At 39.3% G+C, this 24721-nt stretch carries 27 protein-coding genes, 1 tRNA gene and 1 pseudogene; 5 read left to right on the top strand and 24 right to left on the bottom strand.

The window, feature by feature from the left end; translation table 11 throughout:
• The first annotated feature begins 25 nt into the window (after nt 1–25).
• Nucleotides 26–565 (top strand): RNA polymerase sigma factor, encoded by a 540-nt coding sequence (locus tag FCJ93_RS16160; RefSeq protein ID WP_137744176.1) that lies wholly within the window; start codon nt 26–28, stop codon nt 563–565.
• Nucleotides 566–826: 261 nt separating this feature from the next.
• Here FCJ93_RS16160 and FCJ93_RS16155 read toward each other — a convergent pair whose 3' ends face one another.
• Complete coding sequence (locus FCJ93_RS16155; protein WP_095308519.1) at nt 827–1762, bottom strand: aldo/keto reductase; 936 nt, start codon at nt 1760–1762, stop codon at nt 827–829.
• A gap of 204 nt (nt 1763–1966) precedes the next feature.
• The gene (locus FCJ93_RS16150; protein ID WP_095308511.1) at nt 1967–2179 is read right to left on the bottom strand and encodes a Fur-regulated basic protein FbpA; all 213 of its coding nucleotides are present in this window, start codon (nt 2177–2179) and stop codon (nt 1967–1969) included.
• A gap of 282 nt (nt 2180–2461) precedes the next feature.
• Here FCJ93_RS16150 and FCJ93_RS16145 point away from each other — a divergent pair, with 282 nt between their 5' ends.
• Nucleotides 2462–2671, top strand: coding sequence for a helix-turn-helix transcriptional regulator (locus FCJ93_RS16145; RefSeq protein WP_095308504.1), 210 nt, complete (start codon nt 2462–2464; stop codon nt 2669–2671).
• Nucleotides 2668–3102, top strand: coding sequence for a hypothetical protein (locus FCJ93_RS16140; RefSeq protein ID WP_095308496.1), 435 nt, complete (start codon nt 2668–2670; stop codon nt 3100–3102). Before FCJ93_RS16145 ends, FCJ93_RS16140 begins: the two co-directional genes overlap by 4 nt.
• Nucleotides 3103–3332: 230 nt before the next feature.
• On the opposite strand, the gene FCJ93_RS16135 is transcribed toward FCJ93_RS16140, so the two are convergent.
• The 20 genes and pseudogenes from FCJ93_RS16135 to FCJ93_RS16040 form a co-directional block, all read right to left on the bottom strand.
• The gene (locus FCJ93_RS16135; RefSeq protein ID WP_095308489.1) at nt 3333–4487 is read right to left on the bottom strand and encodes a 1-propanol dehydrogenase PduQ; all 1155 of its coding nucleotides are present in this window, start codon (nt 4485–4487) and stop codon (nt 3333–3335) included.
• 52 nt (nt 4488–4539) lie between these two features.
• Nucleotides 4540–5376 carry a hypothetical protein gene (locus tag FCJ93_RS16130; RefSeq protein ID WP_095308482.1) on the bottom strand — a complete coding sequence of 279 codons (837 nt, stop codon included), beginning with the start codon at nt 5374–5376 and terminating at the stop codon, nt 4540–4542.
• An 81-nt stretch (nt 5377–5457) separates the two neighbouring features.
• Nucleotides 5458–6849 carry an aldehyde dehydrogenase family protein gene (locus tag FCJ93_RS16125; protein ID WP_095308733.1) on the bottom strand — a complete coding sequence of 464 codons (1392 nt, stop codon included), beginning with the start codon at nt 6847–6849 and terminating at the stop codon, nt 5458–5460.
• Nucleotides 6850–6856: 7 nt separating this feature from the next.
• The gene (locus FCJ93_RS16120) at nt 6857–7852 is read right to left on the bottom strand and encodes a cob(I)yrinic acid a,c-diamide adenosyltransferase (RefSeq protein WP_137744175.1); all 996 of its coding nucleotides are present in this window, start codon (nt 7850–7852) and stop codon (nt 6857–6859) included.
• A gap of 15 nt (nt 7853–7867) precedes the next feature.
• The gene (locus tag FCJ93_RS16115; RefSeq protein WP_137744174.1) at nt 7868–8134 is read right to left on the bottom strand and encodes a EutN/CcmL family microcompartment protein; all 267 of its coding nucleotides are present in this window, start codon (nt 8132–8134) and stop codon (nt 7868–7870) included.
• A gap of 18 nt (nt 8135–8152) precedes the next feature.
• Nucleotides 8153–8932: a flavoprotein gene (locus FCJ93_RS16110; protein ID WP_137744173.1), complete on the bottom strand. Its 780-nt coding sequence runs from the start codon at nt 8930–8932 to the stop codon at nt 8153–8155.
• A 9-nt stretch (nt 8933–8941) separates the two neighbouring features.
• Nucleotides 8942–9775 (bottom strand): ethanolamine utilization protein EutJ, encoded by an 834-nt coding sequence (gene eutJ, locus FCJ93_RS16105; RefSeq protein WP_235879516.1) that lies wholly within the window; start codon nt 9773–9775, stop codon nt 8942–8944.
• Between the two features lie 2 nt (nt 9776–9777).
• A complete protein-coding gene (gene pduL, locus FCJ93_RS16100; protein ID WP_235879519.1) occupies nt 9778–10416 on the bottom strand; it encodes a phosphate propanoyltransferase in 639 nt (212 codons plus the stop codon).
• Between the two features lie 30 nt (nt 10417–10446).
• Nucleotides 10447–10725 (bottom strand): BMC domain-containing protein, encoded by a 279-nt coding sequence (locus FCJ93_RS16095; protein WP_095308454.1) that lies wholly within the window; start codon nt 10723–10725, stop codon nt 10447–10449.
• Between the two features lie 439 nt (nt 10726–11164).
• A pseudogene (locus tag FCJ93_RS25500) lies at nt 11165–11431 on the bottom strand (BMC domain-containing protein); the annotation flags it as partial.
• 21 nt (nt 11432–11452) lie between these two features.
• Nucleotides 11453–11923, bottom strand: a complete 471-nt coding sequence (locus FCJ93_RS16085) for a glycerol dehydratase reactivase beta/small subunit family protein (RefSeq protein WP_095308449.1) — start codon at nt 11921–11923, stop codon at nt 11453–11455.
• Entirely contained in the window at nt 11920–13746 is a 1827-nt protein-coding gene (locus FCJ93_RS16080; RefSeq protein ID WP_095308442.1) for a diol dehydratase reactivase subunit alpha, read from the bottom strand. The genes FCJ93_RS16085 and FCJ93_RS16080 overlap by 4 nt, the downstream gene beginning before the upstream one ends.
• 32 nt (nt 13747–13778) lie before the next feature.
• The gene (locus FCJ93_RS16075) at nt 13779–14288 is read right to left on the bottom strand and encodes a diol dehydratase small subunit (RefSeq protein WP_095308435.1); all 510 of its coding nucleotides are present in this window, start codon (nt 14286–14288) and stop codon (nt 13779–13781) included.
• 16 nt (nt 14289–14304) lie between these two features.
• The gene (locus tag FCJ93_RS16070; RefSeq protein WP_095308429.1) at nt 14305–14982 is read right to left on the bottom strand and encodes a propanediol/glycerol family dehydratase medium subunit; all 678 of its coding nucleotides are present in this window, start codon (nt 14980–14982) and stop codon (nt 14305–14307) included.
• A gap of 22 nt (nt 14983–15004) precedes the next feature.
• A complete protein-coding gene (locus tag FCJ93_RS16065) occupies nt 15005–16669 on the bottom strand; it encodes a propanediol/glycerol family dehydratase large subunit (RefSeq protein WP_137744171.1) in 1665 nt (554 codons plus the stop codon).
• 17 nt (nt 16670–16686) lie between these two features.
• Entirely contained in the window at nt 16687–17469 is a 783-nt protein-coding gene (gene pduB / locus FCJ93_RS16060) for a propanediol utilization microcompartment protein PduB (RefSeq protein ID WP_095308421.1), read from the bottom strand.
• A gap of 24 nt (nt 17470–17493) precedes the next feature.
• Nucleotides 17494–17775, bottom strand: a complete 282-nt coding sequence (pduA, locus tag FCJ93_RS16055) for a propanediol utilization microcompartment protein PduA (RefSeq protein WP_095308416.1) — start codon at nt 17773–17775, stop codon at nt 17494–17496.
• Between the two features lie 415 nt (nt 17776–18190).
• Nucleotides 18191–19270 carry a helix-turn-helix domain-containing protein gene (locus FCJ93_RS16050; RefSeq protein WP_095308410.1) on the bottom strand — a complete coding sequence of 360 codons (1080 nt, stop codon included), beginning with the start codon at nt 19268–19270 and terminating at the stop codon, nt 18191–18193.
• Nucleotides 19263–20501 (bottom strand): PocR ligand-binding domain-containing protein, encoded by a 1239-nt coding sequence (locus tag FCJ93_RS16045; RefSeq protein WP_095308406.1) that lies wholly within the window; start codon nt 20499–20501, stop codon nt 19263–19265. Before FCJ93_RS16045 ends, FCJ93_RS16050 begins: the two co-directional genes overlap by 8 nt.
• A 131-nt stretch (nt 20502–20632) precedes the next feature.
• Nucleotides 20633–21838, bottom strand: coding sequence for an acetate kinase (locus FCJ93_RS16040; RefSeq protein ID WP_095308400.1), 1206 nt, complete (start codon nt 21836–21838; stop codon nt 20633–20635).
• A gap of 524 nt (nt 21839–22362) precedes the next feature.
• Between FCJ93_RS16040 and FCJ93_RS25040 the strand changes: the two genes are divergently transcribed.
• Nucleotides 22363–22459 (top strand) — tRNA-Sec (locus tag FCJ93_RS25040).
• A gap of 149 nt (nt 22460–22608) precedes the next feature.
• A complete protein-coding gene (locus FCJ93_RS16035; protein WP_095308394.1) occupies nt 22609–23034 on the top strand; it encodes a DUF2621 domain-containing protein in 426 nt (141 codons plus the stop codon).
• Between the two features lie 343 nt (nt 23035–23377).
• On the opposite strand, the gene FCJ93_RS16030 is transcribed toward FCJ93_RS16035, so the two are convergent.
• Both FCJ93_RS16030 and FCJ93_RS16025 read right to left on the bottom strand, forming a co-directional pair.
• The gene (locus FCJ93_RS16030; protein ID WP_137744170.1) at nt 23378–23914 is read right to left on the bottom strand and encodes a hypothetical protein; all 537 of its coding nucleotides are present in this window, start codon (nt 23912–23914) and stop codon (nt 23378–23380) included.
• 162 nt (nt 23915–24076) lie between these two features.
• The gene (locus FCJ93_RS16025) at nt 24077–24565 is read right to left on the bottom strand and encodes a CcdC family protein (protein WP_095308385.1); all 489 of its coding nucleotides are present in this window, start codon (nt 24563–24565) and stop codon (nt 24077–24079) included.
• Nucleotides 24566–24721 lie beyond the last annotated feature (156 nt).

Raw genomic sequence — 24721 nt, 5'->3', positions numbered from 1 at the left:
TAACTGATCGGAAGAGGGAGACCCAATGAAAATAATACCTGAAAAAAATAAGCGATTTGAATTTGAAGACTGGATTAGAGAAAATGGTTCCTCATTATCTCTCTATATATATAAACAAGTAGGAAATAAGGAATTAGCAGAAGATTTATATCAGGAAGTATTAATTGCAGCGTATTTAAAGTTAGAACAATTTGAAGCGCGAGCTAATTTCAAGAGCTGGATGTATAAGATCGCAATCAACAAATGTCGTGATTTTTGGAGAAAGCAAAAGACCCTCCAAAAATTCTGGGAGGAAAAGGTTTATCATTATGTAATGGAGTGTTCGATCCCAGAGCCTGAGGATTATGTGTTAACTAAATATTCAACAGAAGAAATGATCGATACGATCAACGAGTTGCCTACGATTTACCGGGAGCCCATTCTTTTATACTATTTTAAGGACAAGTCATTACTAGAAATAAGCACAGCCAAACAACTGCCGATATCTACAGTAAAAACAAGGATAAGAAGAGCAAGAAATCAATTAAAAGAAATGCCACTATTAGCGGAAATAGTGGCAAATTAACTTTAGGTGAAAAAAGAAAGTTTTCACTGATGTGATCGTCAATACGAAATAAAAATTCCTTTGGAAAATGCGGCTGCCTTTATCGTTTTCTCCCTTTTGCTTTTTTTGCATTGGAATTTTTATTCTTTCTTGACCCAATCGATAAAACTCTCGATAACACTATCTGTATAATTTAATAAAATCTATCAATAAGTTTCCCCTCTGCCAATTAGCGTCGGCATGATTAATTAAACTACCTTAGTCGCTGTAGAGTAAGATTAATTATTTGCTTGCAAAAATGCGATCAATAGCCGCCACTTCAAGCTCTGTTAATTGGACTTCGACAGCTTTAAGATTACTGGTAATTTGTTCAGGCGTTTTTGCTCCTGGAATAACGGCATTAATCGCCTCCCGAGTTAAATACCATGCCAAAACAACATGACCAACCTGACAATTTTTCTCATTAGCGATTTTATGTAATTGATCCATTTTAGCCAAATTCTCAAAGTAAGCATCCCCTTTAAATAATGGGTGCTGCTTTTGACTATCGGTTAATGGCGTATCTTTTTTATACTTCCCTGTTAACAAGCCTTTTGCTAACGGGAAATACGGGATGAAAGAAATTTCTTTCTCCGTCACGTAAGGAAATATCTCTCGTTCCGCTTCCCGGTTGAACAAATTGTAATGGGATTGCAGCACTTCGACATAGCCATCTTGATTTGCTTCCATTAACTGCTCTAAATTAAAATTCGAAACACCGATAGCTCTTATCTTCCCTTGCTCTTTTAGCCTTTGCAATGCACCTACTGCTTCTGCTTTAGGCGTTGTTTCATCAGGAAAATGAATATAAAATAAATCAATATAATCCGTTTGAAGTCTTCTTAATGAATCTTCTACGCTTTCAATCAAAAATTGCGGTGTATTATTGTGAACGACCTTGTGATCAACAAACGTATAGGACGCTTTTGAGGCAATGACAAAATCATCCCGTTTACCATGTTCTTTCATGACTTCACCAATTAATTCCTCTGACCTGCCTAAACCATAAAAATAAGCAGTATCAATGAAATTCATGCCATTATCAATTGCAGTACGAATGATTTTTTTTGAAATTGTTTCGTCAATATCCTCATAAATATTATGGCCACCAATCGCATTTGCCCCCAGTCCGATCGGGTTTACTTGCAAATCCGTTCTTCCGATATGAGTTTTTAACATCCATCATCCTCCTCTCATTTCATACACTTTTACTATAAACGTCTAATTTTTGATTTGCGAATATAAGGACTCAATTTTAAGAATATTTTTCTTAATTAAAAATGCAGCAGCAGGTCATGATAAACATTGATTAATAATATTTTTAAGTAAACAGCAACACCGTCATATAACACACCTTTTGAATAAAACGTCTCAGGTGCCATATCAACTAAAGTATGATTTATTGCTCCAGCGAATAGAATTCAATTCACTATGCGGATGCAGCTCCATTTTTAAGTTTCTAAATTCTTCTTCCAGCTCGCTTAATGAAAGTTTATATAATTCATTTTCTTCTTTTTGACAGACGAAATAAGGATGGAGTCTACAAATCAGATCATTGCGCCGTTTTTCGACAGCATGACGAAGCCATTTTCCCATGTATAGCTCTCCCTTCTTCCTTTTTGTGTAAAAAAAGACTCCTTTATTCACTACGTTGTAAAACGTGAAGGAATAAAGGAGCCATTGGTTGACCAAAAGGCATTTTTCTTACTTTACCAACTTATTTACTAGGTTTAAAACTTTGCTTAAACTTTATAATGATTTGAGGCTTTTGTCAATAATTTTTTCAAATTGTTCCAATCAAGTTCACTCAAAAAGTAATATATATATTACATTATGTCAATTATATGTTACAATGGGTGTGAGAGGTGAACTTTAAAGGTGGAGAATAACGTTAAAATCGCTAGAATTCAAGTTGATTTAACACAGCAACAACTTGCAGAAAAAATTGGGGTCACTCGGCAAACCATTAGTTTGATAGAAAAAGGCAAATATAATCCATCCTTGAAATTATGCCTAGAGATTTGTTATGCCGTCAACAAATCATTGGATGAGTTATTTTGGATTGATCAGGAGGAATCAAAAACATGAAGATAATTAAAGATGAACGATTACAAATGCAAAGTTTAAAAAATATTCGCATCGCTTTTATCGTACAAACGGTTGGGATTCTCGCAATTCTACTGTATGAAACGATAACCGTGGGATTTACTCAGGCTAGAGCAAATCCAATATGGATCGTCTTTATGCTTTCTGCAGTTGTTTTAGGTTGGCTAAACCTCAGAATTTCTGTTGACACCTATGAAAATACAAATCCACGAAAAAAACCGGCACCCTATTATCGAGTTATCATGCTTTCTTTAGGAGTCGGTATCGCTGTCATGCTGCTCGCCGTATTAGGTCCTGACAAAAGCAGCGTTAATGAAGCACTGCTTGTCGGCGCAATTGTTTTCATTTGTTTTCTTGCACCTTTTTCATTTGTGCATTTCTTGCAAAAGAAGCGGACAGAGGATCATGAATGATGAACTCATTTAATTTCAGCACCTGATGCTTTCTTCAACTCCGCGAAAGCAAGAGCTCAGGTTGTTCAAGGCCTTGACTCTAAAGAAAATCGAGCAAGGCCAAAATTTTACTACATTGCTTTAAAGTTTCACTTTTTACTGCTTAATCAGCCAGCGATAAACGAACTTAGGAAGAAAGCTTTTGAATCGATATCTCCTCATTGCATTTTCCTCCCTTATCTTGTAAATTTTTATCCTTTATAAATCCACTTTAATAAGTTTGTAAAATCTGCTTCTGACACTTCCTTTGGATTTCCTTGTGTACATATGTCCTTTTGTGCACTCTTGACAATCTCTAATAAATGCCTCTCATATGAGAGTTCAGCAATATTAGCCGCCTGCATAGTCTGTGGAATTCCCAATTTTTCATTTAGCACTTTTATGGCGGTAGAAAGACTGATGACAGCTTCTTTTCGAGTTGAGCAAGGTAACCCAAGGATTTTTGTCAACTCCATATACTTCTTGGCAGCCTCTGAAGTTTGATAGGTATTGTCGCATAATCCGCCATTATACTGGATAACGTAAGGGAGCAATAAGGCATTGCTTCTGCCATGCGACATATGAAACTTGGCTCCTATCGCATGAGCTAAGCTGTGGGTAATTCCTAATGAAGCATTTGTAAATGCAATACCGGCCATACATGAGGCAAGATGCAATTTCCCTCTCGCTTCCAAATCATTGCCAAATCGAAATGCTCTAAGCAAATACTTAAAGACACTCTTTATCGCCTTTTCGGCATACAGATCTGTAAATTCTGTTGCCCTATTGGAAACATATGCTTCTATGGCATGGGTCAATACATCCATTCCTGTATCAGCCGTGACGGAAGGTGGAACCGTTTTTGTCAATTGTTCATCTAAAATGGCTACATCTGGAATCATTCGCTCATCATTTAAAGGAATCTTTATATTGTTTGTCATATCTGTAACAACCGAGTATGATGTAACCTCAGAACCCGTTCCACTGGTGGTAGGTATCGCAATAAATAATGGTTTAACACCTCTTTTATCGCCTGGTTTTTTTTCCATTATTTGATAATAAAAAAGTAGGATTGCTTTTGCTACATCAATGGGTGAGCCTCCGCCGAGAGCGATTATCACATCTGGCTTCTCTTCAAGAAAAAAAGCAAGACCGTTTTGAACGGTTTCAAGCGAAGGATTTGGCTCCACCTCTGCAAAAATTTTACAAGCTCCTGCTTGCAATCGATCTGTAATAGCATCTGCGATCCCGAACTTCACCATCATTTGATCGGTAACAAGAAAGGCCTTTCTTGCCTTTAATTCTTTCAAATAGTCAATGGAATCGCTGCCGTTATAAATTTTTGGTCCTACAAAAAAGGATTTCATCTGCCGCTACCTCCGTGTCTCTAGCTTAAAGCTTCTTAAATTGTGAAAATAATCACATAAATACAAAGATGAAGAAACTGCAAATAAAGATTGTTGTCGCTGGAGGATCAATATACGTATCTACATAGGAATTAAACGTTTTGTCTGCAATTTCTCCAAGAACTCCAGCAATTACTGCAAACAATGCGCCGTACAGTATGCTGCCAGTAGCAATTGTAGCGTAACCAGCTACCAGGGTGATATGATGTGTTGCTGGAATATCAAATCCAAATTGTAAAAGGATTAAAAGAGATGCGCTGATAACAAAACCAAGAACATTAATCTGAGTAAGATCAACAAGATAGGAAATAACCAGTCCAAATCCGAGCGAATAGATTATGATAAACCATAAGGATTTCGCCCCAGGTGCAAAATCCCTCTTCTCTCCATTCGTGGGTGCAAACTTTCCAATTAATCCTGATTTGCCAAAAACAAATCGAGAGATAACACATGAGATAAACACCGTTAAAGCAACTGTATCGACAGGTGTTTCAAAATGAACCAATGCGCTGTTAATAAGATGACCGATAATTCCAAACATCCCGCCGATCAATAAAACACTAATATCATTTGTCTTCTTTAAAGGAGTTACAATATCCAATGCACTGTCAAGCACTTTCTTTTTGTTTGCGGCAAATGCCGCAGCTGCGACACCACCGGCAAATGCAATATGAGGACCTAGCAATGTTCCAAATACGACATCATTCAATATAGTCGGAGGCCCACCAGCTGCGATGACGCCTACCCCAATTAATCCGACAAACCCAGCAAAAATGAAAGCCGGCAATGCTCCAAATAATGCACCAAATACCCCACCACCAAATGATGCTAAAATTAATTCCCAGGACATACAACCCTCTCCTCTTCAAATTCTTTTTTGAGCTTAATTATGGAAAAATAGAATTTAGTAAAGTGCGCTAGCTTATTATTGTTATCTAACTGATAGACCATCTACTAAAACACATTTTCTTCTTCTAGCAAAGTTTTTTGCCGATGTTAGCCCTTCTCCTGTAGGACCAGCAATTGTAAAGGTGGTATAGCCTTCCCCTCCAACGCCGATTCCCGCATAGGACGGTCCATTTTTTACAAAGATTGTCGTTTGGATTGCCTTTGCAAATTTGGTGAGATTGTCGACGTTCTTTGAATGCATAATCGCTGTATGACGGAAGCCGTGCTCCACTTTAACCGCCAAATCAATCGCAGCATCCACGTCTTCAACCCGTACAATTGGCAGAATAGGCATCATTAATTCGGCTGATACCAAAGGATGGTTGCCCTCAACATTCATAATTGCGACTTTTGCACCGGCTGGTACTTCAGTGCCAATATGCTTTAGAATATAGGTAAGGTCTTTCCCCACAAATTTCTTATTAGCGTGTCCATTATCGACAACCAATTCCGTTAATTTCTCGATCTGATCCTTGCTCTTTATAAGAAATGCCCCATTTCTCGTCATATAAGAAACTAAGTAATCAGCAACCTTTTCAACCACAATGACTTCTTTTTCTGCTACACAAGGCAGGTTGTTATCAAAGCTGCAACCATCAATAATGTCCTTCGCTGCCTTTTCTAAATCTGCCGTTTCATCAACGAGTGCAGGTGGATTTCCTGCACCGGCGCCAATCGCTTTTTTCCCACTTGATAAGACCGCTTTGACAACGCCTGGACCGCCTGTTGCCACCAGCATTCTGATTTTTTTATGTTTCATCATCACGTTTGCCTGTTCAATCGTTGGCTCCTGCACCGTTGTAATGACATTGTCAGGTCCGCCAGCCTCAACGATCGCTTTATTCAATACTTCAATCGCTTTAATTGAAGTTTCTTTCGCTGTCGGATGTGGACTGTAAACAATTGAATTTCCCGCTGCAATCATCCCGATAGAATTGCATATAATCGTTTCTGTTGGATTTGTTGTCGGCGTAATAGAGCCGATAACACCATAAGGAGATAGCTCAACAATCGTTAATCCATTGTCTCCTGAAAAAGATTCGGTTCTTAAGTCTTCAATTCCAGGCGTTTTTTCAGCAGCAAGAATATTTTTAATCACTTTATCTTTGTAATTTCCCATGCCCGTTTCATCAACTGCCATTTGAGCAAAGAATTCTGCGTTTTCGATGGCGGCCCTGCGAATAGATTCAATGATTTTGCCTCTTTCTTCAAAAGAAAGCTTAACAAGTTCTTTTTGAGCAACTTCCGCAGCCTCAATAGCATCATTCATATCCAAAAATATTCCATTTCCAATGCTGCCTTGAGGTTCACTCCTCGTCGAACTCATTTCCTCCAATACTCTTCTTACAATTTCTTCTATTCCCCATTCTTCAATAGCCAATTTAATCCTCCTCTTTCTTTCTCAAAAATACTTCAATTGCTTCTGTTGCAATGACCATATCCTCTTCAACCGTCCCACCGCTGACACCAATACCACCTATAACTTGTTCTTCAAGCTTAAGTGGATATCCACCACCAAACGTGACAATTTTCTGATTTGTCATTTGAATTCCATAAAGCTCTGTTCCAGGTTGAATAATTGGAGCAAGTTCATGGGTCGCCATTTTTAAAGCAACGGAAGTATAAGCCTTATTGAGCGCAAGCTCTAAGCTTGCTAATAAAGAATTTTCCATACGATGTAATAAAATTGCATGTCCAGCAGAATCGACAATCGAAATCACCACTGGAACACCTATTTCCATCGCTTTTTTTTCAGCTGCTTGTGCCATTGCAGATGCTAATTGTAACGAAAGGCCAAACGGAGCACCTCTGCCTTTTAAAGCTTCTAGCCTCCCGATAACTTTTGTTTTTATCTCTTCCAGCTGGCAGTAGTATACTTCGGATCGAGCCAGCATAAACAAAAGATCTGATAAACGGTTTACATATTGGATAACTTCGCTTCTGACAATCGATGTCTTCGCAAGTTCTACAATCAGTCGCTCTGCTCTCCGTATAATCGCTCGCGATAAATGGAGATTGGCGGAGGCGTTCGTATCTCCAGGAATGATAAATTCATGGATTGGACCGATCGTTTGTTCAAACTTATCTATGAGTTCCTCAAATTCAACTATTTCTTTTGTGCTAATCTTATTCGTTAAAAGGTCCTTCCCCTTCTCATCGCTTGCTAATTCTGCCCCAACAACAAAAAGTTGTTTTTGTATTTCCCTTATAATCGACTTAATTTCATCATTGGCTATTTGCGAAAAAGCAACACCCAGCGCTGCATTCGCTTCGTCCAGAGTCCCATAACAGGACACCTTGAGGCTATCCTTCGAAATGCGACCGCCGCCTAGAAGCCCTGTCTCACCTTTATCACCTTTTTTTGTATAAATCGCCATTTAGGTCACATCCTCTTAACTTACTTCCATGGAATCGACGATGCCAACAATCGCCGAGTCGATACACGAAGGAGTCGTTCCAAATACATACATGGCAGGTTCCCCCTTTGTCACCAGTACATGTTCGCCCGTTCCTGCTCCTACCGAATCGACGGCAACTTCAAAGGCGCCTAAATTGCCGTCCTTCGGATTGACTTGTTGAACAATAAGAAGTTTTTTCCCGACGAGTTCTTCGCTTTTTCTGGTTGCAACAACACTTCCTAAGACTAAACCTACATACATTTTTCCATTCACCTGCCCCTATTCTTCTTGAACAATTTTCACTCCAAGCTCTTTCGCTGTATCAAGTGCAAGAGGACTTAAAATGGTTGTACGGGGAATTTCTATTTCCATTCCTCTCTCCTTAGCCCGGGCGATATCCTCTCGTGTCAGAATCTTTTTCTTTAAAAAAACCTTCGATTGTTTTTCTGCTGATGCCTGAATGACATTTTTGGAAAAAGTAAAGATATTTTTTTGAACAGTTTGAAAAAGCTCCCTCGCAGCTACAAGCATTACTCCATAGCTTTCTAATATTTCAAGGTAATCGTTCATTTTCTTCACATATGCTTGCTGTCCTTTATTCAAACCAAGGTTTTGCCGAAGAGGATGCCCAACATCGCAAGCATCCTTCGCAGCAATGAATGGTATGCCGCTCATCAGCATATGTGATGCTAAATTGGTTGCCATATTATCAGCCATTCCCAAAGATACTTTCACCATCGTATTAATCGTCAAAGTTGGGACAATAAAGACGCTGATTCCCTCATAAAAAGGACGTAATTCCTTAATCTCTCTTTCGCAGTACACTTTGGAATTATTGAGTTTCTCCTTTATCAATTGAGGTGTGAGAACATATTCGGCACTATTGGAAAGGAGTATTTGCAAATCCCAACCATCAGCCTGTAGAAGTTGAATCTGTTGCAGTGCCTCTTGAAACCCTCCGTATCCTCCAGTAAAAAGAACGGTCGCTTTTTTGCTTCTATTCTGCAATCTCCTCAAGACTTCTTCTACAATACTGTCCAATATTAGCTCTGTGTTCATACTTTCACCTCATCTCCAACTGTTTAAAGCTATGCCAAGCGGGGTAATCAGAAGCGGATGGGCAGGCTTAATTGTTTCAATCCCAATTTCTTTAAAGAAGACTTTTTCAAAATCATCAAAACAGCTTGCGCCCCCTACCACGTAAATTTTTTCCACATCATAATCTTGCACATGTCTATTCACAATTGCGGCCATTTTTTCAACAACTGGCTTTATGACTGGAAAAATCTCATTTTGCTTCGTGCGCTCTTTCTTTAACTGCTCTGCTTCGGTTAGTGGAATTCGATAATGTCCAGCAACAACCAAACTCATATGTGTTCCTCCAGTCGGTTCGTCTGCTGTGAAAATGACTTTTCCTTTTTTTATAATGCTTATACCTGTCGTACCACCACCAACATCAACAACAGCTCCGTCTGTTATGCCTAGTACGGAAGCGGCTGCGGTCGGTTCAGCAATAACATTTGTCACTTCCATCTCACAAGCTTCAACAACATTGGCTATCGCTTTCATATTTCCGCCGATAGTACCTGGTGGAACAGCGGTGGCAGCGTGCGTTAACCGAACTCCAATCATTTCCTCAACTTGCTCCTTTAGTTGTTTGACGATCTGTACAGCACCTACATAATCTACTACTAATCCGTCCTTCACCACCGAAGCCGGATACGTGGCTCCTGCTACTGGGTTTCCTTGCTCATCAACAACAGAAATAATGATATTTGCTGTACCGAGATCGACTCCAACCTTAAAGTTTTCTGTAACTAAGTTTGCTCTCCTTTCATCTATCAACCTTGCAAAGCTTGTTATATAATTATTGACTTTTTCGAGATTTATAGACATAAGCATCTTTAGCCTTTCCGAATTAGTCCAAGATCACCGTTACCCACACCGGCTGCATTTGCTTCATCTGTATCCAAATGCATCTCCAATACATATTTTTCCGAAACTCGAATCAATACATTTTTAAAAATCGTCTTTCTTTCGCCACCTAGTTCAACTTCGACTAATTCTTTATCTTTGAGTTGGAACTTTTCAGCGAAATGTGGCGGAACATGAATATGACGAAATGCGACAATAACTCCCTCTGTAACTTCCAACTCACCACAAGGTCCTTTTAATAATATCCCTGGTGTCCCTGCTATTTTTCCAGATTCTTTAACTGGTGCGCGCACGCCAAGCTTGAAGCTATCTGTTCGCGAAATTTCCACTTGTGTTATATTTCGAACAGGACCAAGAATTCTCACATGCTCCAGTTCGCCTTTATTGCCGACAATGGTTACCGTTTCTTTTGCAGCAAACTGACCGGGTTGCTTCAAATCCTTCCATTTTGTCAATTGATAGCCAGCCCCAAACAGGATTTCGAGATCCTCCTGCTTTAAGTGAATGTGGCGGTTAGAAACTCCAATTGGTACGTACGGCTGTTCTTCTATTGTCTGCACTCTCCGCACAACTTCTCGGATAATCTGCTCTTGCAATTGCTCTGTCAATATCATATAAAAACTCCCCTATCTTTAATTTCAATCTTTTTTTGCAGGGAGGATGATTTCCACATCTGAATGTGGTCTCGCAATGACATGAACAGAAATGACATTCCCGACTCTTTCGGCTGCAGCTGCCCCAGCATCCACTGCCGCCTTCACCGCGCCAACATCACCTCTTACCATTACCGTCACAAGTCCAGAGCCAATTTGCTGATACCCTAATAAGGCGACGTTTGCTGCTTTAGCCATTGCATCTGCTGCTTCTATTGCCCCAACCAAACCTTTTGTTTCTATCATTCCTAGTGCATCCTTCATTTTCCATACCTCCTCATTTTTTTTCATGAATACAAAGTGACCTCAAGTCCCCTTTTCTTCGTGGACAATGCGGATCTTTACATATATTGCAAACCTCCGACTCTCCTTTTTCACTCGTTTTGTTGAAATCTTCCTCTAGCTTCTCCATTACATCTAAATCAATCTCTTCTGTCTCGTTTTCATCGGCGCCTGTTTTTACTGTAGTTTCCTCTTCATTCAAAGGAGAAATGGATACAAGCCTGACATTAGCATTCGCATTTGAACTGGAATTTTCATCTTTGATCATTTTCTCCTCATGAGCGTTGTCAGTTTTTACTTCATCTGGCACTTCTATTTTAGGCGTGTCCGTTTCGTGCGTTCCTCCTTCCGCCTGCTCAACAACGTTTTGCAATTCCCCATTCATGTTGGGCTTTCCTAGACCAACCGTCTCATTCGAATAAACCATTTTTTCTACACCGCTAGCTACTCGTGGAATGATCTGTTTACTAAAAACACCCCCGACTTTCTCCGCTGCTGTGACTCCTGCTTCAACTGCCGCTTTCACTGCGCCAACATCGCCTGCAAATTTAACCGTTACCATTCCGCCGCCCTTGGTTAGCTCATACCCTATTAATGAGACGTTGGCTGATTTAACCGCTACATCAGCAGCTTCTATTGCGGCTGCTAAACCGACTGTTTCTATCAATCCTAATGCACGCATGACCATAGACAAAGGTACACCTCCCTTTTACTTGCTTTCTAGCAATCTTTTCACCACAATCGCTACTATTTTGGCAATATCCTCTTTTGTTAATGCCTCTCCCACAAGCTCAACATGTTCTAACTCCTTTTCCTCTTCAATTTCAAAGGATTTAAATGGGATTCCTTTTACAAGTCTTGCAGCGTTCGCACCTAAAATTCTCAGTTTATTTGGATCTCTAAGATTGACCTCAAATAGGGGTTGGTTTTTATCAAGCTTCGTATAATGCAGGATGACCTTTCCGTTCTGACTAATTCCAATGCCAACTCCTAAAGTGGAATCAAGAGCAGCTTCATGGCTTAGTTGCAAAGCTGACTGCTGCTTGCTCTCTTTAACAAATGTGGGGATACCTTCTTCTTCAATACCATATAGCAGCGTACGAAAAAGGGAGGGATCATTCAGCTCTGCATGATAATAAACATGGATCGCTTGAATCTCATTTCCATCGTTTATTTTCACTGAATCCTCCCCCCTTGACCAAGAGCCAATATTAAACCAGTAGCTACAGCATTTCTTGGTCCTTCTGTGCCTCGAATATTCCCTCTTCCAGCCACAACGCTGTATTGAGAAAGCGCATCCGTCACTAACTGAGGTACCTCGAAATCAAGAGCTGATCCTCCTACTAAAACAACAAATTCCATATCGCGAATATTTCCTGTTGGTGAGACCATTGTCAACGCGCGTAATGCATTCGTAACAAAAACCTTCTCTTTTGCTCCACGTCTCACCATTTTTATTTTCTCAACGGATAGTTGTCCTGGAACAGGAATCATACTCCCTTCCTTCAAAATAACAACTCTTGCAAATACTTGAGGCTCTAACGGATTCTCAAAAAATTGTACGGTTCCATCTTCATGGCGAATATGGAATAAACTTTCAACTTTAGCAAGGGGGTATTTTTTTATATCCTCAGCCAATCCAATGTCATCCAACCCTAATTCGGAATTGATCAGCATCGTGACCATATCCCCGGCACCAGCTAAATGTACGGATGTCGTTTTTCCCGCCTTCGTCATGATTGATGCATCTGTTGAACCTGCTCCCATATCAACAATGGCAATGGGAACCTTCGTTCCAGGAGTAGAAAGAGCGCCTCTTATGGCCATGTCTGCTTCAACACCACCAACTTCAACTTCTACACTGATTAGAGTGCGCAATTCATTCGCTATCATTTGCATTTGCAACTTGTCAGCCTTGACCATCGCTGCAATTCCAACGGCATTTTCCATGGAAAATTCTTCTGCTAAGCCACCTTTAACCATTTGCGGAATAAATGTATTGACGGCCAATAAATCCTGAATTTTTATATCATCCGGATGCTGCTTCGTTAACTCAGACATTACTTGTCTTACCCGTTCAAGCATCCCTCCAGCATTGGTCCCCGCTTCTCCTTTTATATCTTCGATCGGCGTGGCCGCAGTTAATACTTCCATCATTTTTTCGGCGCCTTCATCGACATCAATCGTTAAATTCCGTTTCCCATAAACGGTAATCTTTCCTGCCGGAATGCTCCTCGCTTGAACATCACCCTTTGGTGTCTTAATGACAACAGCAGAACGGTTACCGATCAATGCTCTAGCAATTGGAACAATCATTTTCGTTTCTTCACTTGATAAATCAAATACAGTTGCGATCCCATACGGGTTAGCAAGGACTTCTACAACACCGCCTGGAGAAGCCACCTCAATGGCTGCTTTCATTCCAAGCGGAACTTTCTCAATCAGACTGACTTCATCTATAATAGGCATTTTTTTGTCAATCCTGTTGCTAATAAGAACGCCGTCGTCTTTCTGTGCTACGGCTCCGGTTATGGTAATCCCTTTATTCAAAGCAGCATTAATGAACCGAGCTGCATCTTCAAAATCAACTTTCTTTCCGATTAATACGATATAATCATCTTCCTTATTGGCATTGTCCAAATCGATAATATCAATGGTTTTCCCGATGCCCAAGCCCACTCCCCCTGGAGTAGAGGGGTTGTGGCCAATCATTGTCGACTCTGTAATAATCGTCTCCGTGATCGTTTCCATCGCCACATCCCCAATTACAGGGGCTGCCTCATTAATGCGAACTAAGTCTAAATCCTCTATCCTTCGATTAATTTTCCCAAGAGCTTGTTTAATGGCAGCAAGTACACCATGGATATTTTGCCGCGTTCCTTTAATTCCTGTTGTTCGTACAAAATCGCTCGCCAAAAAAGTAACATTTTTATCTTCTGTTACGGTAGCGATGGCAACTTCTGTTGTGGCATTTCCGATATCCACTCCTGCAACCAATTTCATCGATTCTACCTCCCGGAATCTAACGCAAGATGCTAGTCTTTTTTCAATCGGTCACGCTTTTCATATACATCAGCAGCTTCACGAACTAGTTTCGCATTCATTTTTGCATTAAATTTTCCTTCTAGTTCCTCTGCGATAGCGAGCAATTCTTCTTTTGTAGAACGATATGGTCTTAGTGCATTATATATTTCAAGGATTCGTTCGTCTGGAACCGCAATTAGTTCAGCAGCCCTGCGGAAATTTTGCGCTAACGGTTTTCTTCTCATAGACTCTGCCACTTGGGCCTGTAATTCTAAAGTTTCGGGAGCAATTCGGACATCCTCTGACGTTACGCTTCCATCGATTACACCTTGGAGTGTAATTTGGTCCAAATCTTTATTCGTAGGAGTTTTAATAAGTTCAGGTCGTTTTTCTCCTAACGGATAATCCTTTTGCGCATCAACCTTAACTGTCATGCTATCAGTTTTACTTGTCTCCTCCGAAACCGTTCCCATAGAAGACATGACCTCTTTCACGATCTGCTCGATAAGTTGTTGATTCATAGTGCTCACCTCCGTATTAGTTGAATTTCACTTGCAAAGCTGTTGGTTTTTTGCTTCGATCAACATGTTCCGTTTCTTTAATATGAAGCAATGCAGCGATTGCCTGATACTTCGGACGCGCCATTTGATCATTTTTTGTCGGCACAGGGTTTGGCGATTCCCCTTTTGCATACTTCGCTGCATTTTTTCCAATGGATCGATATGTTTCCGGATCTAATAGCGGCGCTTGCGGGAACAATTCTAAATTTGATAAAGGCGGCAGATCCTTCTGATGTATAACAGTTGTACCTTTGGATTGAATTCCAATCCCAATTCCTGAACCGCTGAATTTCGCTGCTTGATGGGCGACAAATCCAACATCTGATGTGTGATAGACACGAATCAGACGAGCTGATATGCCTTCTTCTTCAATTCCAGCGATAATTTCTCTCAATACTTCGGTATGTGGGAGCCCCACTATCGTCTTTGTTTGATGGACACCGAATGCTGCAGCAACCGCAATCACGACTTCATCCTTTCTAGTTCCAATAGCAGCAGAACCACTTTCGATGATTTCTAGTCCTTTCGAGCTGGAAGGAATCACTGCTTGTCTAGCAGTTTGCGTAACTGGTATTGCTTCTGTTTTTCCCTCCATATTGAAGTCTTTTAAAACCTCTTCTATCACTTCTCTAATTAACTTCTCGTTAATAGTCATTCACATAACACCCCTTTCGGTTTTAATTCACATCTTCTGGACGAATTGCACGAGGAATGGCTTTAATTTCTTCCCATCGAGCGTCACTCATACGGTAGCCAGTTCCAGGTCCTTGATAATCATTTAAATCATTGACGGCGCTGACAATCTTCCAATCTTTATCAATAATCGCTGATGTGTGTAAATAATCACCTGAAACACGTTGTTTTAACATATTTAGGACACTCTGTGCTACATCATCAAATCCGCCCTTACTTAGTGCTTTAACAATGTCAATTCCAGTAATTCCACGTTTCATCATGTCATCTGCCGCTCTTAAGTCTTCTACTACATTGCGGTCAGGCATATCATTACTTCCGTGTGCATATGTAGCAGCTTCTACTTCTTGATCTGTGATGGCAGGCAATCCTAAGCCCTCAAAAACGACTTGAATAGCTCTAGCTGCTTTATTTCTAATCGCCACTACTTCATCTTCAGAAACCGGGCGCAATCCTCCATCTACTTTTAAATCACGCTGCAGCACGTTATAGTCATCAAAATCTTCTGCGTCAAAGTTTGAACCGGCAAACATATTGTCATAGTTTGGCGTAGCACTGTATCCTGAAAAAATAAAATCAGTACCTGGAAGCATTTGCATTAAAGTTCTGGCGGTTCTTCTAATATCAGAATGGGAGAAGGTTTGGTCATTACCTGAGGCAACCTCCATATCCATCATGGTCGTGAATAAGTTCTCAGCTAAAACAGCACGAATTCCGGATGGTACCCCACCAGGGACACCGATACAACTGATTGAACCATTTTGCAGCCCTTGTGAGCCGGCGCCTTTCGTTACAAAAATACAGCGTGCTTCAAGATATAACATTGATTTCCCTTCAGCATAGCCCATTTGCACCTCAGAGCCAGTACCTGAAGTGAAGCGCATTTTCAAGCCGCGTGAAGCATATGCGGATGCAAGAAATGCTTTAGAAAAAGGAGTATCATCGCCATCGACGAAAACAGGCTCTGTTCCATATACAGAAACCGTTTCTGCATAACAGGTAAGTCCCCGCATTCCCATTTCTAACTCTGTCGCTTCTTCAACAGAACATTGCGTTAAAATTCCTCCACGTCCAGTTTGGGCTCCGACTAAAAGACCAAGGGCATTGAAAGGAGCATAACGGACGATTCCTACAGTTGTTTCTTGTTCATCGAAGCCACGTAATGCTGCTTCAGCAGCGTCCGCTGCTATTTGAACTGGATTATCCTTCAAGTTTGTAACATGACATTGATTAGAAGGAGTTTTTCTAGCTCTCATTTTTTGCAACGCCATCATTAATTCGACAACGTTCATATCTTTGACAACATCACAAAGCTTAGCTGGAGTCATCGCCGTGCTAAGAGGAATGATCTTCTCCCTCGGTACATTAATATCGACTAGCATTCTGGCAAACTCGTTTGAATCGATCGACATCGCTTCTTCAGCTTTTTCTAAATTTATCGCATAATCTGCGATAAACGTATCAATAAAGTCAAATTCCTCTCGCTTTTTGCCATCTAATTCCACAACGATGCCACGCTCAATTCTTATACTTGGCTTCGGGTCATTTGGACCACTCATTGCCACAAGTCCCACTTCAGGCCATTCAGCGACAAAGCCATCCTGGTTGACCGGACGCTCAGACAACACTTGAAAACGTTTGGATTTCATTGATTTCCCTCCTCAAGTTAGATGTAAGGAACTGTATCTGATACAGGTTCGCTTCCAAGAGTTCCTAATAATTTTTTTCCCACTTCCCGTGCTGCGATTAAAGCTTGCCTTACAGCACCCGAATCACCGCTAAATGTTAAAATCACTTCATTTGAAAAACTGGTTCCTTGAGCTGGTGAACTATAACCAATCACGTCAACATTGGCAGCTTTTACGGCTGTATCAGCTAAAACGACACCGATTGCAGCCGGAGCACCAACCAGTAAACCGAATGATTTTCCGACTTCAGCATTAAACGCTTTCTCACAAGCGTAACTCGCCCGGGCTGTATATTGGAATTCAAGATGGCCCGCTTCATTGCCATAAACATCACCGAATGTCCGCTCTAATTCCTTCAAGGCAACTTCCACAGCACGTCGAGCATCAGCCACATCCTCAGCACCGAATATAATCAGCGAGCCGTGGCCTGCTCCTCCTTTTGTGTCACGCGCAAGTTCAACCGTCAATACTTCTGTATTGGTCGCTTTCACAGCTTCATCGGCTGCCATAATTTGTGGACCTGCACCTGTACGAGCTCCTATAATCCCGATCGAACGATATTTTTTGTCTAGCTTCATCGCTTCATGAACACTTGAATCAACATTGGCAATAACAAGTCCGATTGTGTCACCTCGTCCAACACCGACAAACTCTGTTAAACCACAGAAACTCTTTTCCTTTTTTATAGGCTCCGCTTCCTTTGGAGCATCTACCTTTTTCATGACTTCTTCCATGATTTTTTCAATCATTTGTTCCTTCATTTATTAGCACCTCCAAAAAAAATATTATTGCTCTAATTTTGGTAAGATCCCTTCTACTTCTGCGTGTGGTCTTGGAATTACATGAATCGATACTACTTCTCCAACTTTTTCTGCAGCCGCAGCCCCAGCATCTGTAGCCGCTTTCACAGCACCTACATCACCTCGAACCATAACAGTTATTAGTCCAGAACCGATTTTTTGGTAACCGATTAGCGTAACATTAGCTGCTTTCACCATCGCGTCAGCTGCCTCAATTGCACCAATTAGCCCTTTTGTTTCCACCATGCCTAATGCTTCTTTAATCATTCTAAGTTCCTCCTCTAAAAAAGTGATTTGAGCAACCGTAGAAAAGAAAATTCCTTTGCTACCATTACTCTCCTAACGCCTTACAAGCTTTATAATAGGGCTTTTTAAGTGACCGTTCTCTGTACAATATTGGCTAGTATAGGTAAAGATTTGCCTTGATTGTGACAAGCAACCAATCTTTTTTTGTCCAGAAAAAGATATTTTTTTGCTCTAGAAGTGGATTTTTTTAATCCTACTTTTCTCAACTCCGCTATGAAACCGCGCCTCATTTCTGTGACCACTTTGAACTCTTAGAAGAAAATGGAGTTGTTCTAACATTTGAACAGATTTTAAAAGGTATAACCAGCTCTTTTCATAATGGGTTGAGACAACAAAAAAACACCTGTCTTTAACTTTGACAGGTGTAACTTTTTGCTTATATAAACCATTTCCCGTTTAATATACTAGTATGTCTTTTTAACATATCAGATTGTGAACTAATTTCTGCTGCCCGCTTGCGATATTCTGATGGAGTTAAGCCAACAACTTTTTTAAAAACCTTGCTAAAATAATTGGGCTCCTGAAAATTCAATTCCATAGCAATATTAATAACAGGCAGATCTGTTGATTCTAAAAGTTCTTTCGCCTTTTCCATCTTTCGTTTCGTTACATAATTAACAAAATTGATCTTTAATTCTTTTTTGAACAATTTACTTAAATAATAGGGACTTAAATGGACATGTTCCGCTGCTGCCTCGAGCGTGACCCCTTTTTGGTAATTCTTTTCTATATATTTAAGCACCGCTTGGATTACTTTTATCTCTTGGTCGCTTTTCGAATCTCTAATCGTATCGAATATACTATCAATAAGGATTTTAAGCTTTTTATGGAAATCACGAGTATCGACTTCATGATAGGCAGTCCATTCTAACTTATGCGAGAGGAATATTCCTTTTTGCCGACATATCAAATCCAGCATCTTAATGAGCGACTGAGTGGTTAAATGGATTTTATCATGCTCTTTATCATACTCCGAAAACAATTGTTCAGTAAGGATTTCTGCCATTTTGATGGAGTTATTATAATCTTCATTAGACACATAGCCAAGCAAACGCTCCATCGTTTGTTCCAAGTTTATTGACTGAGCATGTTCTTGTGATAAATACATATTAACAAGGCGAAGAATGTCTGTTTGCCGATACGGCTTTAAAAGATACGAATCTGCTCCCATTTCTAATGCCTTAAATACAAAATCATAGGAACCATAATCTGTTAATAAAATAATACGATTTTTTGGATTTCTCCGCTTCATATATTTTATTAAATAGATGATATCCGCACCAGGTATTTTAATATCTAGGAAGGTCATATGAAGCTGGCTGTTTTCAAATAGCTCTTTCGCAGACTCTGCAGAATTAGCTGCTCCTATTACTCTCGTATTTTCTATTTGTGCAAAAATTACTTTAAGAGCCTCAATGGCGATAATTTCATCATCAACTAGTAAGATATTATACATGTGGAACCCCTCCATTAGATTCCATCGGGATTTTGAATCTAACAGTTGTTCCACCTTTTCGATTTTGCGCGATTTCAAGCTGATAATCATTTCCGTAAAGTAATCTCAAATTGAAGTTTACATGTCTAAAACCGATGCCCTTAAATTGATTATCTTGTTCTGATACTCCTTGCTCTTTCATGAAGCTATTTATTTTATCTACTGAAATCCCCACTCCATCGTCGATCACTTCACAAACGAAATCTTCATTATCTGCAGAACCTCTTACCATAATCGTCCCATTGCCTTCTTTCGGTTCAAGTCCATGAATAATGGCATTATCTAAGAGGGCAACAATAATCATTGGAGGGATTTGGATCGTTCTTAATTCTCTAGGAATGTCGATTGAAATGTTCATTCTATCTCCAAAGCGAATTTTTTGTAATTTTAAATAGAGATTCATATATGAAATTTCATCTTCGACAGTAACTAAACTATTATAGCTCGTAATCAAGTACTTCATCATATCGGAGAATGTAAGAATGACATCTTGTGTCTTTGGCGCCTTTTCAATAACAGCAAAACAGGACATTGTATTGATCACATTAAATAAAAAATTGGGATTTACTAAAAGACGAAAAAATTGATTTTGTTTGGTAAGAAGCGATTTTTCAAGCTCTGCTTGAATTTTCATTTGATCCAACAGCTGCTGATCTTTCGCTCGTAGTTCTTCCTGCACATACTGAGTAATATCCTTCTCTACCATGCTATTAATGACATGAAACATCATATCTGCAACGGCGGCAATCTTTTCATAAGACATCACTGGTACTTTTTCTAGCTCTTGCAAAACCTCTTCATCTTCTTTCCATCCAAGAGATTTGCTCGTAATATATTCAAGATTCTCATGATCATCATCACTAGACTTAACTTGTCCGACAAGCATGGAACCGATTAATCGCCCTTTTATTATAATGGGTACTGCAAAATCTACCAGTCCGGTGTGACAACGGTAAATGAAGACACCTTCTCTTCTTGATGCCTCCAATCCACCAAAAGCATCACATTTGAGACAAGTATCATAAAGCTTTGGATTTTTGCGGATCTTTTCACAGAACGACGAAAAGTTGCTGTACTTTGTTATCGGATTTCCACGAAAATCCACTGTGATCGCAGCTAAACCAGTTGCTTTCGTAAAAGAATCCTGAACCCTCTGAAGTGCGTCAAAATCAATGATTTCCTGTATATTCATAGAATCATCTCGCTCAATTTATTATCATCAAGTGGATAAGTTTCAATTGGATACATTACTTAGTAGCACTATACATAAAAGACCAAGAACATAATCACCTTGGTCTTTCTCTGATGCAACGTCTCATCTGCTTAGCCTTTAACGAAAATCTGATCACAAATTTTATAAACATCTCTTGCAATCATTAATTCTTCATTTGTAGGAATCTTCAAAACTTTAACGAGAGAGTGAGGGTAACTAATGTACATCTCTTCTTCATTTATTTTGTTTTGCTCTGGATCCCAATAAACTCCCATAAATTCCAAACCTTTTAATACCTTCGCCCGGATCGTCGAACTGTTCTCCCCGATTCCTGCAGTAAAGATAACAGCATCTACACCATTCATTCGCGCAGCGTATGAACCAATATATTGGTGAATACGACTAGCAAAAATATCAAGTGCTAGCTCAGCGCGATGGTCTCCCTGCTCCGCTTTCATTTCAATATCCCGGAGATCACTTGAAAAACCAGATAATCCTAATAAACCACTCTCCTTATTTAAAATCGTTAATACTTCATCAACACTTTTTCCTGTTTTCATCATAATAAATGGAATAATCGCTGGATCAATCGTTCCAGAGCGAGTCCCCATCACGACGCCTTCAAGCGGTGTAAAACCCATTGATGTATCAATTGATTTCCCACCTTCAATGGCGGCAATGCTTGCACCATTGCCTAAGTGACAAGAGATAAGTCGAAGGCTTTCGATCGGTCTGCCTAATATTTCTGCTGCTCTCTCTGAAACAAATTTGTGCGATGTTCCATGAAATCCGTATTTACGTATGCCATATTTCTTATAGTAATCGTACGGTAACGCATACAAATAAGTGCTCTCAGGCATCGTTTGATGGAAAGCAGTGTCAAATACCATCACGGAAGGTACTTCGCCTAATACACGTTGAAATGCTTTTATTCCTAAAATATTTGCTGGGTTGTGCAATGGAGCTAATTCAGTCAGAGGCTCTAGCTTTTTCAATTGCTCCGATGTAACTAACGTCGATTCCGTAAAGACTTCGCCACCGTGAGCTACTCGATGACCAACCCCATCTATTTCATGAAATGAATCAATAATTTGATGGGCAATTAATTTATCTAAAAGGATTTCAACCGCTTTCTCATGATTGCGGATTTCCGCAGTCTCCTTTTTCATGTGTCCATCGACAAGAATTGAGAAAATTGATTCATTTAAACCAATTCGCTCCACAATTCCCTTTGTAATTACTCGTTCTGCAGGCATTTCAATCAATTGAAATTTTAAAGATGAGCTTCCTGCATTAATGGCCATAATCTTTGACATACACCTATCTCCTCTATTCATTATTTAATATCATAAGCAATAAGAATTGGTTAATGGATTAATCAACCATTGATTTAAGGCTGTTAGGAATTAAAATCACTCTTCATGCTCTAAGAGGAGAAAAATATAATGCTGTCAATTTAATGATACATGCAGTTATATTTGCAAGCACATCAATTTTGTTACTAAAATTCGAACTTTATGATTTATTCGCGGTAATTATTGTAATGAAACTGGAAAACACTTATAAAATTCCTAAATTCTACTAAAATATGATAGGATCTGCATAATTTCTCTCTTTCTTCAGCTATATTATAGAATGCTGCTTGGTTTGTCCTTCCCTTCACCGAGGACAAAATGAATCAAAATGGCTTGATAAGTAAGATCGTTAAAGTAAACATGAAAACACTTATATTAAAGGTATTTATTACAATAATGTGAAAAACTCCAATTACACAGGATGAAATCCCTAATTATTATTGTAAGAGCATATCTTTCTCGGTATAATGATAATTGTTCAATTCGGGGCTGAATGGGGTACTGGTGTCCTCCGCGGTCTTCAAAACCGTCTGTGTCCTGCGTGCCAGGATAGCTGGGTTCGATTCCCAGGCAGTCCCGCCAATAAAATTATTGTTTTTAAAGCGCCCGACTTCATAGGAGCTTTTTTTCATGTTTGGATGTTATGTTTGACTTGAATACTCATGCCTTGTCTAATCATTGCCATAACGTCTATAATATAGGTGATATGATACTTAATGTAGGTGAATGTGATGCTAGAAGGTTGGTTTGCTTGGTTTATTGTCATTTGGGTTTTCGTGTTCACTGGAGCGATGGCTATTGGTGGTTATTTTATGTTCAGAAAATTCCTGAAAAAACTTCCAAAAGAAGATGGGAAATCGGACATGGAATGGGAAGAATACTACGTAAATCAAACTAGACATTTATGGACTGAAGAGCAAAAGGAATTACTCGAAGATTTAGTAAGTCCTGTTCCTGAACTATTTCGGGATGTGGCAAGGCATAAAATTGCTGGAAAAATAGGTGAGCTCACTTTAAATGAAAAACGAGACAAGGTGACAGAAGACTTAGTAATTCGCGGATACATATTAGCGACACCAAAAAGAGACCATAAATTTCTATTAAAGAAACTGAATGAAAAAAAAATCGATATTACGCCCTATCAGCATTTATTTTAAAAGTTGATAGGGTTAAAGAAAGTCTTGTTTATCATGAATGGGTTACACACTGAACGATAACAGCACAATGTCTTAAAGTAGTACTGAACTGAGAACAAAAACACAGGACGTCGTACAAACTTAAAAGGGGTAGTTCTTTCGATATAGGAAACCTATCATGCTAGCACCTCCAGTTGACTTATCGTAGGTTGTAAAAATTCAAATAACCAATGTTTGTTGGGCTTTGGCTGCTTGCGCTGCACGTAGATACACTCACTGAAAGAGTTATACGCAACTGTGAAATCTATATTTCCTCAACAACCAAAAATAGCAAATAGGAGCATATTCATTATGCTCCTATTTGCTATTTTTGATTTAGTTCATCAATTGTTGTGAAAATTCTTGAATACATTTCTTCAATGTGTTCATCAGTCTTTTCATCATTGTACAAACTATATTTCCATTTTTTTAATGTATCATCTTCTTGTGATGTAAGAACGCCAACAGCATAACTAGTGCCAGCAGTCCAATTCGAGGTCTTGTCGTACTCCAATTCGTTCTCTGTAAAAGGAAGAAAATTGTCAGTTCCAATAAAGAAAAATGGAATTGTTGAATTCAGATAAATATCTGTATATTGGCTTTCAGAGGCCTCTGAAAGCTTATCTTCCCTAATAAAGACCGCATCATAAGACTTTAATTTTTCCGTTGTCATTTCATCAAATGAAACTTCTGTAAATTTAACTTGTTCCTCTTTTACGTCTGGTTGTTCTCCTACTACTGCTATTCTTAATGGATGTCCTTCATACAGTTCGAAGGTTGGGCTTGAAGTACAACTTATTAGTACTACTGATAAAATGAATAAGATAGAAATTATATACCTCTTTCCTTTTAATCTTTTCATATGTAGCCTCCTTTACAATATTTTAACATAATATTCCAAGCTCTTGTTTTAAAATGTAATAATGGGGGTCCAATTCATTTTGCAAATTGAACCCCCATTTGTATTGTCTTTTTTCAATTTTGCACTCAAGAAGCGAACCCGTTAGTTAAAGCCAGCCTCTTGTTATACGGTCTTTGTTGGAACATCGTCAAATAACTGCTGCTGCAGTTTCCGATAGTTTACATACATCGCAATCCTCCAAGGAACGATCATACCAAACGCTAAGATCCAAAACATTCCACCCAATTGACCGACATCGATCGTTGCGCTTAAAACGAGTTTGGCAAGCACTCTGATAACAAGGAGGCTTATTAAAATGTAGATAAACGCTCTCGAGCGTTTTAAATAAATATCATTATCACGAATCTCAAATTTAGATGTTTTAATGAGTAAAATCGAAAATAGCAAGCCTACTGTTACTGCTTCAATCAGTTCTAATGGAGTAACGCGAAACATTGGAAAAATAAACATTAATGCACCCGAACTCATAAAAATAGGTGGCAAAATAATCTTTTTCGCAGATACAGGTTTTTTGGCAGCTTTCATCCGTACAATCATAGCGAAAATCGCCATGAATACCGCCCCAATTGATGTAATGACTACATAGTCCATAGGAGACATCCTTTACTCTTAATTTAAACAGTCCACAGTACTTCAATAAAAAGATTCGACGCTTTTTATCAAGATACTCCCTATCATTATATACTAAATAATGAACAAAAGAGACAAGGATTTGTCTCATCTGAGTGAATTTTACACCATTTTTAA

Source organism: Robertmurraya siralis, assembly GCF_005502275.1.
GTDB classification, from domain to species: Bacteria; Bacillota; Bacilli; order Bacillales; family Cytobacillaceae; genus Robertmurraya; species Robertmurraya siralis.
This window is presented reverse-complemented; position numbering and strand designations above follow the sequence as displayed.